Here is a 16,871-nt window from a genome sequence, read left to right as displayed (position 1 = left end):
TCACCTCTCCATTTCTCTGGATTTTTTCTTCTTTTGATTGACTGTATAGCTGTCCTTATCGAAACGCCACGCCCGATCACCGTCCAGATTTGCCAACAGGTGGTCACGGGTATGCTTGAATTCCTCGCCGTTGAGTCCCAGCCGCACCAACCAGACCCGGAAGGTGAACAGTTCATTGTCGCTGTGGGTCTTGCGCATGACCGTGCTGCGCTGGGCGATAGCCTGGGCGGAGATGGCAAGGCACAGATTCACATAGGCGGCAACTTTTCCCGCGTGGAGCGTGGAATTGAAGCAGCGCCATTCCACCGTCCCTCGGTAAAAGACCGAATGCAGATTCAGCGCGTAATAGCGGGTCCAGTTATAATGGTCTGCGCTGCCGTTATCTCCCTCATACCAGATATTCTCCAGCTGCGTCAGATCCCTTGTCTCATCCGACGAGAGCCTGCGTGCCTGCTTCAGCATGGGTTCCCGCACCTTCTGGCACCAGCGGGACGCCCGGCTTTCATTGACCTGCAGCGCTTTGAACAGGATATCCTCCTTGGAGTACATGATGCCGATGAGGTTTTTCAGACTCTGCCGGTTATGATTGGCTGCGTCCACATGGACATGGATGCCGCAGGAGCTGTTGGCCTTGGCTCCTGCGTGGCGTACCTGCCGGACACATTCCTGCAGCTTGGGCAGTTCCGCATAGGTAAGCTTTGGCGTTACCATCTCCACGCGGTATCTGTAGTCACCCGTTGCACGATAGCCGCTGCCGATCTTCTGCTCCCCGTGGATGCTGGAGTCACTCATGACTGTCCACTCTTTGCCGTCCCGATCCGTCACACACCATTTATCGTAAGCGCCGCCCACATAGCGGGCGTCCGTTGCAAAATACGCGGCCAGCGCTGTTGCCGCCTGCTCACGGGTGATGCCGGTCATTTCAACTTCCACGCCGAAGCACTGGTCCTTCAGCCCGATCATGCGGCAGCACCGGCTTTCAGTTCCGCATCCACCTCCCGGATACGGCGCCCGATGGCTTCAATGACATTGGCGGTGACGCTGTTGCCTGCCTGCTTATACGCCTGTGCATCAGACTGGATGGCGAGGATGCGGTCGATCTGCCACTCATCGAAGCCATGCAGCCGCAGACACTCCCGCGGCATCAGACGCCGGATGCGTCCGCCACGTTCCACGATGCCCTGGATGCAGCTCGTCTCCAATGTATGGGCGATATCCTGTCCCACACGACCACGGCGGGTATTGCTCCCGGAAAAGCCGAGATCGACGCTGTCACCGGGATTCGCCTCTTTATAGCCTTTTTTCGTGGCTTCCTTGATGAGCAGAACGCCGGAACGTTCTGCTCTATGATTGGACAGCGTTGTCTGTCCATAACGGGCAGTGAGGCAGCGGGCAGCCTCCGTTTGTCTCGCCTCCCCGGCACATAGATCCACAAAGGGTCTGTCCTGCGGAATGATATACAATCCTGTTTTGCCGCCCACACCTCCAGCGCCCGCAGTCTGCGTGCAGGCTATTCCGTCTGCGTCGTAGACACGGGAGCCTTGCGAGCCTCCGAGGACTTGTATAAGAGCTTTTCCACCTGTGCCGAAGACAGGAAATATTTTTCCGGCGCATCGGGGATCAAGATAGCAGATAAGGAACAGCCGCCTTCTGGATTGCGGGACTCCAAAATGTTTGCTGTTAAGCACCATCCATTCCACGCGGTACCCCAGGTCATTAAGCGTGGCGAGGATGACAGAAAACGTCCGGCCTTTGTCATGCGACAGCAGTCCCGGAACGTTTTCGAGCAGAAGATACGAAGGTCGTTTGGATTGAGCCAATCGGGCAATTTCAAAGAAGAGAGTGCCGCGGGTGTCGTCAAAGCCCTTTCTTCTGCCAGCGATTGAAAATGTCTGACAAGGGAATCCTCCGCACAGAAGGTCAAAGTCCGGCAGGTCTGCGGGGTCGATTTTTGTGGCATCGTGATAATATCGTTCCTCCTTTCCCGGCTCATAAATGGCCTCATAGCTGGCATTGGCGTATTTGTCGATCTCGCAGTGTCCTACACACCGGAAACCGCCCGCGCGGGTCAATCCCGTGCGGAAGCCGCCGATGCCGGCGAACATATCAAAATATCGGATCAGGTCATCTCATCTCCTTCCTGCAGGGCAAGCAAAAAGCCGAGGACGCTTTCATCTACATCCCCGGCGCCGCCGCTATCCTGCGCTTCTTCTTTGGTGAGCTGCACTCCCCGCAGTTCCTGCCGAATGGTCTGGCGAACGGCGTCCAGCAGTTCCTGCTGCCCTTTATACTCACAGACCATGCGGCAGACCGCGGCGGTACGCTGTCCTGCGGGGATCTCCGTCAGCTTCTTCCACGCCCTGCGCTGGATGGGCGAGGACATGGAAAAGGACAGATTGATCCGCTTTTTGTTACTGCTCATCGTTCTTGGAAAGACGTTCCGTCAGCCGCTCATAGCCTTTGGCGTTGAGGGATACATCGTCAAGGATGACTGGGCGGCAAAGACCGTCCGCGGCGGATACAGTCCGCTTCAGAAGCGCTGCGCCGCCGCCCAGAAAAACAGCAGGCATGGCACGGGTATCCAGTCCGCTCTCCGTAATGGCGGAGAGCAGACGATGGACATAGGCGTCTGCCTGCCGGTCAATAATTTTTCTGGCATCATCGTTGATATGGACAGCATCGCCGCGCAGCACGCTTTCCATCTGTGCTGCCGTCATAGACAGGCCCAGCGTGCGGCGGATCTGCTCACCGATCTCATCCAGACAGCGGATCATGCCAAGTTCCAGACTGCGGCAGGTCGATGCATTGGGAATACGGTTGTCCATGCGCATCAGATCCACGGTCCAGCCACCGATATCCGCCACGATCACAGAAGGCTCATCCAGCAGGATGCTCTGGGTCAAAACTGCGGCATAGCCCTGCGGGAACAGGGACACCTTGCGGATGGCGATGGAGTATTCCTGTCCCTCATAGCGGAAATTTACCGTTTTCCCATCCCGGAGCAGATAGTCCCGGAATGCATTTTTCTCCCGTCCAAAGCTGGTAAGGGGCAGTCCGGCCGCCAGATGGATCTCTGTCGCAGGCTCCGCATGACGGAAGGAAAGCTCCTTTGCAATGGCCGCCAGCGTGAGGAGGTAGTAGTCCTCTGTCTGCGTTTTGTTCTTCTGAAGCGCCTGACGCCCGCTGCCCACCACATAGAATTTTCCGCCGTATTCCAGCACGTCCTTCAGCGTATATGGCTCGTGCTCATACGCCACCAGGCCGGAGGGGAACGAGAAATGGGCCGTTTTCATAGCGGCATAGCCGTGGTCGACACCAACAATCATGGACTCGCTCATCTTGCTTCACCTCCACGGCTGCGTTTCTTCTTATTTGATGTCTGGCGCCGGTCATAGTCCTTTCCGGCATGGATCAGATCCCGGATCTCCTTCAGCTGCAGATTCCAGCGCGTTTGACCGTCCCACTCCGGATGCTTCGCACAGAGCCGGGGCAGATATTTCTTCAGATCCGCACCCTCTCTGGGAAACTCGATGCCGTCCTTATAGACGATATCTTGTTCCAGCTTCATCAAAAGCGCTTCATATGCGCTCCAATCTGTCTGATCATAGGCGCTTTTCCCGGTGAGCTGCTCGTAGGCATAGTCCCCGACATAGCTCAACTGCTCAAAGCAGCAATCGCCGTAGGGAACGACATCCGCAAGGCTGTCCGGGTCTGCCAGCGCGGCAAAATAGACCTCGCGCCCCTGTGCGATGAGCCAGGCGCGAAAATCGATAAACCCATCATCGCTGCAGCCGTATTCCTTCATGATCCCTGCCGCGTCCCACAAGCCGAACTTGTCCGCGAGATCTTCATAGGCGTGGATAATGTCGTGAAAATTCTGTGCCTGCGTGGGGCCCATAGAAACCAGCCGGTCTTTCAGATTGGCCAGCATGGCGTCCATATCCTGCCCGCAGGCGTTTTTTGCCTCATGGATCAGGTCCCAGAAGGATTCTTTGTTGATCTCTGTGATCGGTCCCTTCACATTCTGTCTCTCCTTCCCAATACGCTTTTTGATGTGCGCTGCCGCACCCGCGCAGATCTTCTGATAAAACGCGCGATACTCCGGTGAGGTCTTATCCACTTCACCGAGAATAGCCCGCTCATAGGGCGTGCCGGGGACGATTTCCCAGGTAACGACCCCAAAGTATGCCGCTTCCAGATACCGCAGCAGCGTGTGACCGTCTGCCATCTCAAACATTCCATGGTTATCCTCATAGGGAAATTCCTCATAGACCTTGAGCCCGGTGACTTCTTCCGCGGCGGCATACAGCGAGAAACCGTCTGCGTCCAGCGTCGGCGCAAGCTGCGCGTACTGTTCCTCCGGGGACAGCATTTCCTCATGCCGCTCCATCTGACCGCTCCTTTCTTACCCAGCCCATAAAACGCTCTAAAAAGTGAACGCGACCATGCACCTTCCCGGCAGACACATCCAGCCCATTCATCTGCGCCTGAATGCGGCGCTGGATGGCTTTCAACTTCTGCGGGTCATTGCAGCAGTCTACGATGACATACTCGCCGCCGCTGGTGGAGAGGATTTCCCGCTTGCCGTTCTCGTCCCGGATGCCGGACAGGAGACGCTGTCCCAGCCGTTTCCGGTAGGCGTCCTGGAGCGCGTCCATATCTCCGCAGACATCATGCTTTTTCAAGATCTCCGCGATCTCACAGGAAGTGATCTTCGTCTCGGCAGACAGCTTTTGCAAAATCTCCGCCTGCGCGTCAGGCGGGATTCCCGTCCGGCTGGGCATCGTTTTCTTCGCTTTCTGCATCGGCACACCTCCAATCCGCGGGCAGGATCTTCTGCTCGATGATATCCGCAATCGTCCGGAACACCTCCGCCAGATCGCGGGATTCCTTCACGGTATCCCGCATTTCCTCCGGGGTCATCCGCGTCCCGTCCGTCCAGCAGCGGACATTTTCCTCGGACGGTGTCAGCAGGACGGCTTTTTCATACGCTTTGCAGAAAAGTGCCGCGATCTTTCCTTTTCGGTCGATCTCGGCATCCTGCTTTTTCAGTTCTTTTTTCGCTTTTTCGTATTCCAGCGCTTCGGCGGCCGCCTGCTCCCGCTGCTCTTCCGGAAGGTTCTGAAGCTGCCGGGTCAGGTCATAACCCTTGTTGATGGACAGTTCCTTCTTATCCAGAGCCTCCTTGATGACCTCCGGGGCGTTCTCATCGATCTGCATGACCTTGCCCATGGTGCGCTCACCCAGGCCGACTGCTTCTGCCAGCTCCTTGCGGGTGTCCACAGTATCGGAACTTTCCGGCAATGTTGCCGAAAGGTCTGTGCGTGTCCCTTGGTTTGCCCTGGCTTTTGCCTCGATCTCCGGCTTCAGCTTCAGCGCGATCTTACCCAGCTCCCACTTTTCCAGATTTCTGCGATTTTTCTGCGTGTCCAGCGCCCACTGCTTGGCTTCCAGCAGATCCTCAAAGGAAAATACCGCCATCGTATAGGGCAGGCCATGCTTTTCACACAGCGACTGACGGTTATGCCCGTCCACGATCACCATGTCCTCATTGACGATGATGGGGGAGTAACAGCCGTTTCGCAGCAGATCCTCTTCCAGAGCGGCAGACTGCTCCGCGCTCAAAGGCGGGAGCAGTTCGGCCATCTCCGGCAGGATCACAGGACTGCGCTCTGCGCTGGTGTATGTGATCCCGGTGTTTTTCATCAGGCGGCGTCCTCACTGGCGGACATATCCTCCACCGCCTGTGCCGCGTCCTCCGCCTTGCGGGGAGACAGGAATTCCACATCGCTGGCTTTGATGAGGAAACCGGGCTGGCGCTGGGGATCGTCCGCGAAGGTGATGGTCTCGAAATCGCCGGTGGCTACCAGCTTACAGCCCTTCCACGCAAACGCCGCGCAGCGCTCGGCCAGAGGGCCGCGCACCTTGATGGAGATAAAATCGGTGAGCTTGTTGCCGTCCTTATCCTTATAGCGGCGGTCCGAAGCGATACGCAGGATGGCATAGGGTTTGCCGGTGGCCTCATTCATTTTCAGTTCCACATCGTGGGTCAGATTGCCAATGGCAGTGATTTTCAGCATGGTTCATTTCTCCTTTTTAATTATGATGTTTGATGTTAGAAAAGCCACCCTCCCGGCATCGGGAGGGTGGCAGGGTGTTTACTTGCCCCAGCTTTCGCTGTCACCCAGAATGGCGGTATGGGCGTTGGCGGCTTCCATGACTGCGTAATACGCCCAATGCTTGCGGCTCACATCCGGGAAGGTGTTGAGCTTGCGGAGATTGTCCGCGATGTAGTCCTCATCCGCTTCGCGGCCCAGCAGGCGGTTGACGATGGTGACGACCTCGGCGCGGTTGATCTCGCGGTCTGCGTGGAACGAGCCGTCCCCGTAGCCGTTAATCCAGCCGTGGAGCGCGGCGTACTTGATGTATTCTGCCGCCCAATAGCCGGAAGAAACATCATTGAAGCCGCTGAACTGCTCCATGATCTCAGCGTCGCCGTCGCCGTACACATCAAAGAAACGGACAGCCATCGTGGTAAACTCAGCACGGGTAATGGCATCGTTGGGGGCAAAGATGGTCTTGCTCTTACCATAGGTAATGCCGTTGTTGCACAGATACTTCACATAGCCGCTATACCAGGCGTGGGCAGGAATGTCCGCAAATTTGGTATTTGCCGCCGTGGAAATGGTGTCACCGTTCTTCTCCGCCAGCAGGCGGGCGAAGATCGCGGCGGCTTCACTGCGGGTCATGCTGCGGCTGGGGCCAAAGGTGCCGTCCGTGTAGCCGACGATGTAAACGCCGTGGCGCTCGGTCTGCTCCACTTCGGGGACGGTCAGCTCACCGTTTTTGTCGGTCTTGCCTACGGCAGACTGACCCAGATCACCCTTGACCGTGACATTTTTCCCCTGCTGGGGAGCCTTCTTGTGGTCGGTCACGATGACCGTCACCTGATGCTTGGCGTCCAGATCTGTGCCGTCCGGCAGCTTCACCGTGATATTGCCGGTCTTGCCGATGGACACTGCACTGCCGGAGATGGGGCGCTTCGTGTCCGTGCGGATGACCTTGACGGTCAGCGTCCAGCGGTCGCCGTCCGCGTCCTCATAGCCAGTAGTGACCTTGCCGTCCTCGTTGGTCTTACCGCTGCTGGTGGGGACGGTGATCTGACCTGCCTTGTCGGTCTTGCCGAAGGCGTAGTTGTCATTCTTATCCGTGACAGCGATGCTCATGTCCGGCACAGCGGACTTGTCCTTGACAAGCTGCACGGTCACGGTGGTCTGGTCGGCGTAGTCCAGCAGGCGGCTGTTCGGCAGGCGGATGGAGATGCTGTTATCCTTGTGGAGCGCAACTGCGGCGTTTGCCACAGGATTTTTGGTGTCGGTATCGGTGACGGTCACAAGATAACCGCCTACAACGGCTTCACCCTTGCTGTCCGTGGTGCCGCTGTTGTAGATTTTCTCGATCTCTGCCGTTTCCAGCTTCTCGCCGCAGTTCTCGCACTCCTTGTGCTTGCTGCCCGCAGCGTCGGTGGTAGGCTCCTTGTCGATGATCCAGTCGCCGGGTTTATGACCGGCAGACTCGGTATAGTCGGTCTTGGTAGTGTCGCCACAGCGGGTGCAGGTGTTGGTGGTGTATCCCATCTCCGTGCAGGTGGGGGCAGTCACTTCGGACTTGTAATCGTGTCCCAGCGCATTTTTCAGCACCGCGCCGCAGCGGGTGCAGAGCTGGGGTTCCGTGCAGGTAGCAGGAGCGCCGGGGATGTGTCCATCCGCAGGGTCGGCATCCAGACGGTGGTAGCCACAGCGGGTGCAGCGGTATTCCATGACCCCCTCGCCGGTGCAGGTGGCGTTGGTAACAAGGGTTCCCTTATCCCAGCTATGACCAAGCGCGTCGGTGTAGTCTGTGACGAAGCTGCTGCCGCAGCCGTCACAGCGGTGGATGGTCTTGCCGCCGTTTTCGCAGGTAGCGGCGATGACATGGGATTCGTAATTGTGAGGCAGCGCCGCCGTGATGTCCTCAATGTGACGATCCCCACAGGCGGAGCACTCGCGGACGGTATAACCGGGGCTGGTACAGGTGGCAGCCACGGTGTAGACCTCATAGCTGTGTTCGCCCTTGGGCGTGGCGGTCTGCTTCATCTGTCCGCAGCGGGAGCACAGTTCCAGCAGCTTGCCATCCGTTTCGCAGGTGGCGTCGCGGATGACGATGCTCTGCCATGCGTGACCGAGGGAGTCCACATAGTCGCGCTTTTCGATCTTGCCGCACTCCGTGCAGAGGTAGCGGTCATAGCCGAGGCTGGTGCAGCCGGCCTTGGTGCTGTCCAGCAGAATATACTTGTGGTTTTCACCACAGCCCTTGTCGGCACAGCAATTTCCGTTGCAATTCTTGTTCTGGCAGCCACAGTTGGGGTTAGAACAGCCGCAGTCGCAGTTGCCGTTTTCATCCGTCGTATCATCACGGAGCCAGACATAGGCCACACCGTTTTCCGTCATATCCACACCGTCACAGGTGTAGGTGATCTCGTAATAGACAGTGTACTGACCCTCGTCCGTATAGTTGGGCGCGGAGGTCATGGTGCAGCTATCCGCGCTGTTGCCGTAACGGATAGAGGTGCGGACACCGGCTTCAGACAAGTCCGTAACGCTGATGGTATGGGGCTGTCCGTCTACCACGCCGTAGTAGCTGGCAACAACGGCCTTGGCAGCCGTATAGTCATAGCGGGTATAGTCGCACAGACTGCATTTCTCTACCGTAGCAAAGCGGCCGTTTGCCGGCTGGGGCAGAACTTCCGTCACCATGCTGTGGCGCTCCAGCTTGCGACTGACCGTATGATTGGTACCGTAGCAGAATGCGCAGTAGGTGCCGCCCTTGGTGGTGACAGTGTGATAGGTATCGTCCGTGTACTCGTAGGAAACGGTTTCGTCCAGTTCCTGCGTAAATGCGGCGGCACAGTCATACAGCCAGTAGACATTTTTCAGATAGCCGTACTCGCTTTTGCTCATATTTGTGTTGATGCCGCCGCAGGTTTCACAGACGGCTTTGGTGTAGTGATATCCGGTATAGGTAGCGTCCTTGCCGGGGATGCCGTCCATGGTATCACCCTTACCGACACCATCTACCATCGTGCCGTCCGAATATTTCACATTGCGGCTAAGTGCCGGCTGGCCATTGCGGGTATATTCGGGAACGCGGAACACCTCAAAAGATGTGGCTTTGCCGCACTCACCGCACTTGAAGGTCTCGCGGGTCACAACACTGTTGGCGTCCAGCTCATTGGTACGGCCGGACGCCTGCATCCAGTGCTCGGCGGGGTCGTGGTAACTGTTCTGCTGGGCGGCAAAAGCGGTGGGGATCATGCCCACGCACATGACCAGCGTCAGCAGCAGTGCCAGCGCCCTGCGGGAATAATGGTTCTTTTTCAGATTCATAGGTCCTCCTTATATTTTTTGTTTTTTATCCGCGTTGAAAACAATGTTCTTTTGACTATCGCCCCCTTTCCCGGCTGCAAAGCCGTTTTTGCAGATACTCGTTCCAATCCTTGCCGCAGCGCGGTTTCTCCACGGTAACGGCATACCCCTGTAACTGATACTTTTCCTGTAATTGCTGGGCGGCTTTCTGCCCAGGCTCGTCCGCGTCCAGACACAGCGCAATACGGCGGATCTCCGGATGCGCCTGCAAATAGGTCTGCAGTGCGCCGTCATAGAGTCCGCACAGAGCAAGGGCGTTGGTTGTGTCTCTGTGGAGCGTGAGGTAACTCATCAGGTCAATGGGCGCCTCAAAGACAAGCACCAGATCTGAGCGCGGATCGTGCGGGAGGGAGAAGCCTGTGTTTTTGTCGCTGCCGGTTGCGTCTCCCTTGAAGCCGGGGCTGTCCAGATCATAGGTACCACGCAGCCCCGCGTACTTTGCCTGTCCGGATTCATCCCTGCCGACGAAGACGCAGTTATGATGTACCGCATCCTCATACAGCAGGCCGCTGTTCATAAACTGCCGGATCACCTGTGCGGCGATGCCGCGCTTACGGAGATAGGCGAAAACCCTTCTGTCATCCGCGTTGCGGAGCGGCAGGGAAAACTCCTGTTTCGGGCTGATCGGCTTTGGCTGCGGAATGGGCGCGTCTCTGGCTTTCCCATGGAAGGTCAGAAGGTACTCCACCGCTTCCGGAAAGGATTTTCCGCAAAACTGCTGGAGGAAGGTAATGGCATCCCCGCCGGTATTCTGGGAATACCGGAACCAGGTACGCCGATCCTTGATCCGCAGGCTGTCCATCTCCGTGGTAGTATGGAAGCGTCCCACGCGCTTCACCTGATAGCCGAGGTGGGAGAGCAGATCCGGCAGGTCCGTTTCTCTGGCGATCTGCATTTCTGTGTCTGTGAAGCGATTTCTGATCTCGCTTGCCATAATGTGTGCCTCCTTTCTGATGAAACGCAAAACGCCACCCAGGGCATCCGATATATTCGGATGCCCTGGGTGGCGTTTCCCTAAATCGTGTTCTTTTGTTTGGGCTTTAACGCGGGCCTAAACGGCGTTATCTTCATGGGGGGTGTCCGTGCCCGCTGGAGCGGTCACGTCGGCCACACGGGGCGCGACAGAGGCCTCAGTGGGGGCGTTCTGCTCTGCGGTGTTCTCAGCGTCCGCTTCGTCCAGCGCCTGCGTGATCAGGTTCAGCACGAAGTCTCGCTGGGTGAGCTTTTTGCCGGTTCGGAGCGTCTCGCGCTCCAGATGACGCTTGATGCGCTGGAAGAGTTCTTCGGGGATTTGGAATGCCATCGTTCTGCCTTTTTCAGTCATAGTGATGCCGCCTTTCTGATTTTCCATCATGTTGTAATAGTCTTGGATGAGGTTGGCGATGTACTCGCTGGTGGTCTGGCCCAGCCGTTCCCGTTCTTCGCTGACCCGCTCATGCAGGTCGATGGGGATCTGAGCACACAAGTTTTTAGTGGTTGCCATTCTCGGATACCTCCTCGTTTTTTGTAACGCAAGCATACCCGAAAGGTCCAGTAAAAGCTATTACCAACACCACCAAGGAATGATAGACAAACGAAGCGAAAGCAACATAAGCACCTATGAGTCGAAAAAGGCCGCCGTCCGCTCCCACATAGGGAGCCGAACGGCGGCCTGCCTTCTTATTCTTTATTCTTTTTTAAGCCTCAGTGTTCGAACCACACCAGACCACAAATCTGGCAGGGCGCATCTTCAAAATGTCGCCTCTCGCTGGGCAAAACTGAGATTTTGAAAAATCGAGTTTTTGCAACTTTTTCATTCTAAAAGTGGCGCATTATATGCGAAAACGCCGCACTTTCGTGCGGCGTTTTCTGTGCTGCATCTTTCATCAACACATTTTGGTCCGAGTGACTGGATTCGAACCAGCGGCCTCTTGAACCCCATTCAAGCGCGATACCAAACTTCGCCACACCCGGATAGCCAGCTAAGATAGAATAGCATATCCGGATTGACTTTTCAAGTCTCAATTTCGATTTTTTTCGAAAAACTTATTCTTCACACTGCGCATGTCCGCAGCTGTCACAGTGACCCGGGCACTCCCGCAGTTCATCTCCATAGGCAATGCCGTTTTTATCGTAATAGTCCCGCACCGCTGCGCGAACCGCCTCTTCCGCTAAAACGGAGCAGTGCAGCTTCTGGGGCGGCAGCCCATCCAACGCCTCCACAACAGCGTGATTGGAAAGCTCCAGCGCCTCGCTGACGGGCTTGCCTTTGATGAGCTCCGTCGCCATGGAGCTGGTGGCAATGGCGCTGCCGCAGCCAAAGGTGTTGAACTTCACATCCGTGATGACCTGGGTCTCCGGGTCCACCTTGATATACATGCGCATGATATCCCCGCATTTGGCGTTGCCCACCTCGCCGATTCCGTCGGCGTCCTCCATCTTGCCCACATTCCGTGGATTCTGGAAGTGATCCATCACCTTTTCACTATATAACATGCGTACGCTCTCCTTTCTCAAGTTCATCCCAAACCGGAGACATCTCCCTCAGGTAGGAGACGATCCCCGGCAGCACATCGATGATATAGTCCACTTCCTCTTCCGTATTGTATTCGCTCAGCGAGAGGCGGAGTGAACCGTGGGCCACCTCGTGGGGCAGCCCCAACGCCAGCAGCACGTGGCTCGGGTCCAATGATCCGGAGGTGCAGGCGGAGCCGGAGGATGCCGCGATGCCCTTAGCGTCCAATAGCAGCAGCAAAGACTCCCCCTCGATACCCTCAAAGCACAGATTCACGTTGCCCGGCAGTCTGCGCGTTAGGTCGCCGTTGACCACGCTGTGGGGAATCCGGCTCAGCTCTCGGATCAGCTTATCCCGCAGGTCGGTCAGCTTTTTTGCGTTCTCTTCCATATTGGCGCAGGCCTCATCAAAGGCGGCAGCAGCGCCGCAGATCCCGGGCACATTCTCCGTGCCGGCCCGTTTTCCCCGCTCCTGGGCGCCGCCCTGGATCAGGGCGGTCAAGGGGATCCCCCGTCTGACATAGAGCACGCCCACGCCCTTGGGCCCGTGGAACTTGTGGGCCGAGAGGCTCATCAGGTCAATGTGCATGGCCTCCACATCGATGCCCAGGTGCCCCGCCGCCTGAACCGCGTCCGTGTGGAACAGGACACTGCGGCTGCGGCAGAGCCGGCCGATCGCCTCGATGGGCTGGATGGTGCCGATTTCGTTGTTTGCAAACATCACGCTCACAAGGCAGGTGTCCGGCCGGATGGCCTGTTCCACCTGCTCCGGATCGATCACGCCGGAGGTTGGAATATCTATCAGCGTCACTTCAAAGCCCTGCCGCTCCAGTTTATTCAAGGTATGGAGCACCGCGTGGTGCTCAAATTTGGTGGAGACGATGTGACGCTTCCCCTTCTTCTCTCCCAGGGCCGCCGCCGAGCAGATGGCCTGGTTGTCCGACTCGCTGCCGCTGCCGGTAAAGGTGATCTCCTTTGGGTCGGCATGGAGCCGTGCGGCAAAAACCGCCCGGGCCTCTTCTAATTTCTCCGCCGCCCGCTGGCCCCAGCCGTGAAGGCTGGAGGGGTTGCCGTAGTCCTCCCTCAGGCAGGGGAGCATGGCGCCTAAGGCAGCTTCACTCACAGCGGTGGTGGCCGCGTTGTCCGCATAAACCTTCATCAATTTAATGCCTCCTTCCATTTCCTCTATTTCCTATTTGATAACTATGTTATAGTTGTATCACGCCCCTCCCTTTTTGTCAATAGCAAACAAAGCGCTTTTCCAGCCGCGAAAAAAGGCCGCCTCATTACTGAGGCGGCCTTTTGCAAGCGTAAGCCGCCTTTGAGAGGGCGGCTATTTATCTTTGAGAAAACATCCTGCGGCAATGAGGCCAAATCCCAGCACACCGCCCAAAATGGCGAAGAAATTGTTTGTACTGAGCGCAATCCCCAGAAGAATGACTCCAATCCCAAGCAGTTCCAGCCGTAGGCTCCTCATATACCGCTCCTTTCCGCTTCCGCACCATCAAGTGATCCGCCGCGCTTTTTCTGTTCCTCGCTCTCCACCAGATCAGCCAGCGTGTAGCGGTCAATGTAGTCGTTGACGGTTCGGTAGAGCCCCGTCCAAAAGTCCAGCGTGCCGCATTGACTGCAGCGGCTGCACTGGTTTTCCGCATCCTCCAGACAGGATACCGGCGCCAGGTTTCCTTCCGTCAGGCGGAGGATCTCCCCCACGGTGTACTCCTCCGGCCGGCGGGAAAGCCGATACCCGCCCTGGGGGCCTCGGCTGCTGCGCAAAAAGCCAGCCTTGCTCAAAAGCCCCACGATCTGCTCCAGGTATTTGACGGAGATTTCCTGCCTCCGGGCCACGTCCTTCAGCGCCACCAACTCCCCATTGGAATGCACGGCAATGTCCATCATCAATCGCAGGGCGTAGCGCCCTTTGGTGGAAATCTTCATAGTATCCCTCCTTGGTTCCCCTATTATGACATAGGAATTCCGGGATTTCAATCCCCCGTCAGAGGAACGCAGGCAATCAGCTCAAACCGGCCGTTGCGCACCAGCGTATCCAGGGTGCCGCCCCGGCGCTCCGCGATCTCCCGCATGCCGGTGATGCCGAATCCGTGGACGCTCTTGTCCGACTTGGTGGTCTCAAAACAGCCCTTGCGCTCCTTCAGTGTCCCGCCCACCGGGTTTTCCACCCGCAGCATCAGCATTCCCTTGTCCGCCCGGGCCCGGACGGTGATCCGCTTGTCCTCCGCCTTTCTAACCGCTTCGATGGCATTGTCCAGCGCGTTGCCCAGGAGGGCGCACAGCTCCGGGTCCGGAATGGAGAGGGCTTCCGGCAGGGAAACGGAGAAGTCCGCCTCCATTCCCTCGCTCTCCATGACCGCCCGTTTGCTGGAGAGCACCACGTTTGCGGTTTCATTGGCGCAGATGCGCCGGGATCCCTGGAGCGCCGGGGACTGGGCCATCTGATCCAAATAGCCCCGAACCTTCTCATAGTCCCCCTGGTCCATCAGGCCCTGCACCACCGTCAGATGGTTGCGCAGATCGTGGCGCAGGATGCGCACCTGGGCCTGCTCCTGGCGGACACCCTGGTAATAGATCTCCCGCAAATTGGCCAGCTGGTGCTCCTGCTCCAGCCGCTCCTGGCGGGAGAACACCGTCAGCGCGTACAGCAGGGCCAGCGCGGAGAGGAAGACAAAGGGAAGCACCGTGTAAGCCAGGGGCTTGGTCAGTTCGTCGTAGTCAAAGGACAGCGTCCAGCGCCAGCGCATATTCCAGATGGAATAGGAGAGCGTGCCGAACAGGGGCGCAAGGCACAGCGCCCCCACCGTGCCCCAGAGCCTCTGGGGCAGCTGGATGGCGCCGCCAGCAGGAATCAGGCGGCGTATCAGCAGCCACAACGCCAGATAAACCGCCGCCTTAAGGAAAATACCGACCGCGTCGTCCCCCTTAAACGCCATGCCCCAGTACCACAGGGTATCCACCATCATATTGACCGGTATCACCAGGATGTAAAAGAGCAGCGCCGCCACCAACCGGGAAAGCCGTGTTCCCTCATAGCAGCAGCAGATCACTGCCAGAAAGAAGGGCAGCAGATACAGGGGGTTTTCATCGCCGACCCAGCTGGGCATTTCGATCACAACAAAAAAGAGCGCATAGGGCGCAATGCGCTGCAGCGGCTTCCGGCCCTGGGGCAAAACACGGGAGACGGCCCGCTCCATGCAGGCGCTCCCCGCCGCCATGCAGGCCAGTACCACGAGGCCCTTTAAAACCGCAATCCATGTCATCGTCTCTCTCCTCACTCAAGCAGGCAGCGGGTCAGAGCCGCCAGCGCCGCGCTTTGGCAGGAGCGGCTGATGGGCAGCGCCCTGCCCTCCACCATCACCTCGCCGCTCTCCACCCGCTCCACCGCCGCGGCGCGGACCAGATAGCGCTGGTGGATTCGGATAAACCCCTCCCCCACTTCCCGCTCCACATCGTCCAACTTGGCATAAAAGGTGTAGGACTTATCCCGGGTCACGCAGGTGACCTGGCGGCGGTCGGAGCAGAAATAGAGGATTTTGCTTTTGGGCAGGCGGTAGGTCACCTCACCGCTGCGGCAGAGATAGGTCCGTCCGGCCCCCAGGTGCAGCGCCGCCTGGGCCCGGGTGAGCACATCGGCCAGCTGCTCCCGTTTGGGCGGCTTGACCAGATAGCCCAAGGCGCCCACGGAGTACCCGTCAAATACGTAATCGGTGTACCCGGTGACAAAGACGATCTGGAGCCCCTCGTCCGCGCTCCGCAGCCGCCGGGCCGTCTCCATCCCGCTCAGCTCACCCATCTCCATATCAAGGAAAACGAGGTCCAACTCCCCGGCATGGTTGGAAAGCCAGCCCAGCAGCCCCTCCCCGGAGGAGAATTCAAACATCTGGCAGGCGATTCCCTGGGGCTCCAGGATGCGCTCCAGCGCCGCGGCAAGGGCTGCCCGGGCGTCATAGAGATCGTCACAAATTCCAATGCGAAGCATACGCTCACCTCTTTTTCATCCAAGGGTACGGGGATATGATACCACATCTTTTCTCCCCGGCCAAACCAAAGTTGACGCCAAAGGCGCCGTTTTTTACATCCCGGGCCATCGGGCTGCAAAACTTTACATCCCAGCCGCCGGATATGACGGCTCCTTCCCCGCCTTCATCAAAGCAGCGCTACACTGAAGCCAGATAAGGAGGATTCAACCCATGTTAGAAACCAAGCTGAACACCAATCTGGACACCAACCTGCTGAAGCTGATCGCCATCACCTCCATGCTGGTGGACCACGTGGGCGGCGCTCTGTATCCGGATGCCGTGTGGATGCGCTGTGTGGGACGGCTGGCCTTTCCCATCTTTTGCTACTGCATGACGGTGGGACTCCTTTACACCCACGACATCAGACGCTACCTTCTCCGGCTGGGACTTTTTGCCCTCATCAGCCAGCCCTTCTATGTGCTGGCCTTCCACCCCCACGACTTCTGGGCCCAGTTCACCAACTGGAACATCTTCTTTACGCTGTTTCTCAGCCTTCTCGCCATGTACGGCTTCCAGTCCCACCGGTGGTGGCTCTTTGCCCTGGCGCTGTTTGCCCTGTGCTGGTGGAACTTTGACTACTCGGGCAATGGCGTGATCCTGATGCTGATCTTTTACCTCTGCCGCCGCAGCCCCAAATGGATGGGCATCCTCTACACCCTCTTTTACCTGCCCATCCTCTTTTCCACCGTGGACCCTCTGGACCCAATGGCCCTGTCGGTGGGCGGCTTCCTGCTGAATGCCCAGATTTTCGCGCTGCTGGCGCTGCCGCTGCTGCTGATTCCCATGCAGGTGCCCATTAAGCTCCCCAAGTGGTTCTTCTATGCATTTTACCCCGCCCATCTCGCGGCCATTGCCGCGCTGCAATTTCTGATCTGACGGA

At 57.8% G+C, this 16,871-nt stretch carries 17 protein-coding genes and 1 tRNA gene; 1 reads left to right on the top strand and 17 read right to left on the bottom strand.

Features of this window, described 5'->3' with window-relative positions; all coding sequences use genetic code 11:
- From H8790_RS03960 to H8790_RS03880, 17 genes are all read right to left on the bottom strand, one after another.
- Entirely contained in the window at window positions 1-963 is a 963-nt protein-coding gene (locus tag H8790_RS03960; protein ID WP_118624466.1) for an amidoligase family protein, read from the bottom strand.
- The gene (dcm, locus tag H8790_RS03955) at window positions 960-2,105 is read right to left on the bottom strand and encodes a DNA (cytosine-5-)-methyltransferase (RefSeq protein WP_118624468.1); all 1,146 of its coding nucleotides are present in this window, start codon (window positions 2,103-2,105) and stop codon (window positions 960-962) included. The genes H8790_RS03960 and dcm overlap by 4 nt, the downstream gene beginning before the upstream one ends.
- Window positions 2,106-2,119: 14 nt before the next feature.
- On the bottom strand, window positions 2,120-2,422 hold the full coding sequence (locus H8790_RS03950) for a hypothetical protein (RefSeq protein WP_243208568.1): 303 nt from the start codon (window positions 2,420-2,422) through the stop codon (window positions 2,120-2,122).
- Window positions 2,412-3,338, bottom strand: a complete 927-nt coding sequence (locus tag H8790_RS03945; RefSeq protein ID WP_118624470.1) for a ParM/StbA family protein — start codon at window positions 3,336-3,338, stop codon at window positions 2,412-2,414. The genes H8790_RS03950 and H8790_RS03945 overlap by 11 nt, the downstream gene beginning before the upstream one ends.
- Window positions 3,335-4,390 (bottom strand): DUF4240 domain-containing protein, encoded by a 1,056-nt coding sequence (locus H8790_RS03940; protein ID WP_243208567.1) that lies wholly within the window; start codon window positions 4,388-4,390, stop codon window positions 3,335-3,337. Before H8790_RS03940 ends, H8790_RS03945 begins: the two co-directional genes overlap by 4 nt.
- Window positions 4,377-4,805: a synapsin-1 (Synapsin I) gene (locus tag H8790_RS03935; protein ID WP_118624472.1), complete on the bottom strand. Its 429-nt coding sequence runs from the start codon at window positions 4,803-4,805 to the stop codon at window positions 4,377-4,379. Before H8790_RS03935 ends, H8790_RS03940 begins: the two co-directional genes overlap by 14 nt.
- A complete protein-coding gene (locus tag H8790_RS03930) occupies window positions 4,756-5,706 on the bottom strand; it encodes a hypothetical protein (RefSeq protein ID WP_243208566.1) in 951 nt (316 codons plus the stop codon). Before H8790_RS03930 ends, H8790_RS03935 begins: the two co-directional genes overlap by 50 nt.
- A complete protein-coding gene (locus H8790_RS03925; protein ID WP_118624474.1) occupies window positions 5,706-6,080 on the bottom strand; it encodes a single-stranded DNA-binding protein in 375 nt (124 codons plus the stop codon). Before H8790_RS03925 ends, H8790_RS03930 begins: the two co-directional genes overlap by 1 nt.
- 78 nt (window positions 6,081-6,158) lie before the next feature.
- Window positions 6,159-9,425 (bottom strand): S-layer homology domain-containing protein, encoded by a 3,267-nt coding sequence (locus tag H8790_RS03920; RefSeq protein WP_187333649.1) that lies wholly within the window; start codon window positions 9,423-9,425, stop codon window positions 6,159-6,161.
- 55 nt (window positions 9,426-9,480) lie between these two features.
- On the bottom strand, window positions 9,481-10,398 hold the full coding sequence (locus H8790_RS03915) for a toprim domain-containing protein (protein WP_243208565.1): 918 nt from the start codon (window positions 10,396-10,398) through the stop codon (window positions 9,481-9,483).
- A gap of 117 nt (window positions 10,399-10,515) precedes the next feature.
- Complete coding sequence (locus H8790_RS03910; RefSeq protein WP_243208564.1) at window positions 10,516-10,947, bottom strand: translation initiation factor 2; 432 nt, start codon at window positions 10,945-10,947, stop codon at window positions 10,516-10,518.
- A gap of 393 nt (window positions 10,948-11,340) precedes the next feature.
- A tRNA-Pro gene (locus tag H8790_RS03905) sits at window positions 11,341-11,417 on the bottom strand.
- 72 nt (window positions 11,418-11,489) lie between these two features.
- The gene (gene nifU / locus H8790_RS03900) at window positions 11,490-11,939 is read right to left on the bottom strand and encodes a Fe-S cluster assembly scaffold protein NifU (protein ID WP_187333648.1); all 450 of its coding nucleotides are present in this window, start codon (window positions 11,937-11,939) and stop codon (window positions 11,490-11,492) included.
- Window positions 11,929-13,116 (bottom strand): cysteine desulfurase NifS, encoded by a 1,188-nt coding sequence (nifS, locus tag H8790_RS03895; protein WP_187334221.1) that lies wholly within the window; start codon window positions 13,114-13,116, stop codon window positions 11,929-11,931. The genes nifU and nifS overlap by 11 nt, the downstream gene beginning before the upstream one ends.
- A 314-nt stretch (window positions 13,117-13,430) precedes the next feature.
- Window positions 13,431-13,895, bottom strand: coding sequence for an RrF2 family transcriptional regulator (locus H8790_RS03890; protein ID WP_187333647.1), 465 nt, complete (start codon window positions 13,893-13,895; stop codon window positions 13,431-13,433).
- Between the two features lie 47 nt (window positions 13,896-13,942).
- Window positions 13,943-15,232: a sensor histidine kinase gene (locus tag H8790_RS03885; protein WP_187333646.1), complete on the bottom strand. Its 1,290-nt coding sequence runs from the start codon at window positions 15,230-15,232 to the stop codon at window positions 13,943-13,945.
- 11 nt (window positions 15,233-15,243) lie between these two features.
- On the bottom strand, window positions 15,244-15,951 hold the full coding sequence (locus H8790_RS03880) for a LytR/AlgR family response regulator transcription factor (RefSeq protein WP_187333645.1): 708 nt from the start codon (window positions 15,949-15,951) through the stop codon (window positions 15,244-15,246).
- A gap of 211 nt (window positions 15,952-16,162) precedes the next feature.
- Here H8790_RS03880 and H8790_RS03875 point away from each other — a divergent pair, with 211 nt between their 5' ends.
- Window positions 16,163-16,867: a TraX family protein gene (locus tag H8790_RS03875; RefSeq protein WP_187333644.1), complete on the top strand. Its 705-nt coding sequence runs from the start codon at window positions 16,163-16,165 to the stop codon at window positions 16,865-16,867.
- The last annotated feature ends 4 nt before the right edge of the window (window positions 16,868-16,871 follow it).

Source organism: Oscillibacter hominis, from assembly GCF_014334055.1.
Lineage (GTDB): Bacteria > Bacillota > Clostridia > Oscillospirales > Oscillospiraceae > Oscillibacter > Oscillibacter hominis.
This window is presented reverse-complemented; position numbering and strand designations above follow the sequence as displayed.

What these genes read in the sequence shown, in the direction of transcription:
- H8790_RS03960 (WP_118624466.1), bottom strand. Translation starts at nt 963, where the DNA reads ATGATCGGGCTGAAGGACCAGTGCTTCGGCGTGGAAGTTGAAATGACC.
- dcm (WP_118624468.1), bottom strand. Translation starts at nt 2,105, where the DNA reads ATGTTCGCCGGCATCGGCGGCTTCCGCACGGGATTGACCCGCGCGGGC.
- H8790_RS03950 (WP_243208568.1), bottom strand. Translation starts at nt 2,422, where the DNA reads ATGAGCAGTAACAAAAAGCGGATCAATCTGTCCTTTTCCATGTCCTCG.
- H8790_RS03945 (WP_118624470.1), bottom strand. Translation starts at nt 3,338, where the DNA reads ATGAGCGAGTCCATGATTGTTGGTGTCGACCACGGCTATGCCGCTATG.
- H8790_RS03940 (WP_243208567.1), bottom strand. Translation starts at nt 4,390, where the DNA reads ATGGAGCGGCATGAGGAAATGCTGTCCCCGGAGGAACAGTACGCGCAG.
- H8790_RS03935 (WP_118624472.1), bottom strand. Translation starts at nt 4,805, where the DNA reads ATGCAGAAAGCGAAGAAAACGATGCCCAGCCGGACGGGAATCCCGCCT.
- H8790_RS03930 (WP_243208566.1), bottom strand. Translation starts at nt 5,706, where the DNA reads ATGAAAAACACCGGGATCACATACACCAGCGCAGAGCGCAGTCCTGTG.
- H8790_RS03925 (WP_118624474.1), bottom strand. Translation starts at nt 6,080, where the DNA reads ATGCTGAAAATCACTGCCATTGGCAATCTGACCCACGATGTGGAACTG.
- H8790_RS03920 (WP_187333649.1), bottom strand. Translation starts at nt 9,425, where the DNA reads ATGAATCTGAAAAAGAACCATTATTCCCGCAGGGCGCTGGCACTGCTG.
- H8790_RS03915 (WP_243208565.1), bottom strand. Translation starts at nt 10,398, where the DNA reads ATGGCAAGCGAGATCAGAAATCGCTTCACAGACACAGAAATGCAGATC.
- H8790_RS03910 (WP_243208564.1), bottom strand. Translation starts at nt 10,947, where the DNA reads ATGGCAACCACTAAAAACTTGTGTGCTCAGATCCCCATCGACCTGCAT.
- nifU (WP_187333648.1), bottom strand. Translation starts at nt 11,939, where the DNA reads ATGTTATATAGTGAAAAGGTGATGGATCACTTCCAGAATCCACGGAAT.
- nifS (WP_187334221.1), bottom strand. Translation starts at nt 13,116, where the DNA reads ATGAAGGTTTATGCGGACAACGCGGCCACCACCGCTGTGAGTGAAGCT.
- H8790_RS03890 (WP_187333647.1), bottom strand. Translation starts at nt 13,895, where the DNA reads ATGAAGATTTCCACCAAAGGGCGCTACGCCCTGCGATTGATGATGGAC.
- H8790_RS03885 (WP_187333646.1), bottom strand. Translation starts at nt 15,232, where the DNA reads ATGACATGGATTGCGGTTTTAAAGGGCCTCGTGGTACTGGCCTGCATG.
- H8790_RS03880 (WP_187333645.1), bottom strand. Translation starts at nt 15,951, where the DNA reads ATGCTTCGCATTGGAATTTGTGACGATCTCTATGACGCCCGGGCAGCC.
- H8790_RS03875 (WP_187333644.1), top strand. Translation starts at nt 16,163, where the DNA reads ATGTTAGAAACCAAGCTGAACACCAATCTGGACACCAACCTGCTGAAG.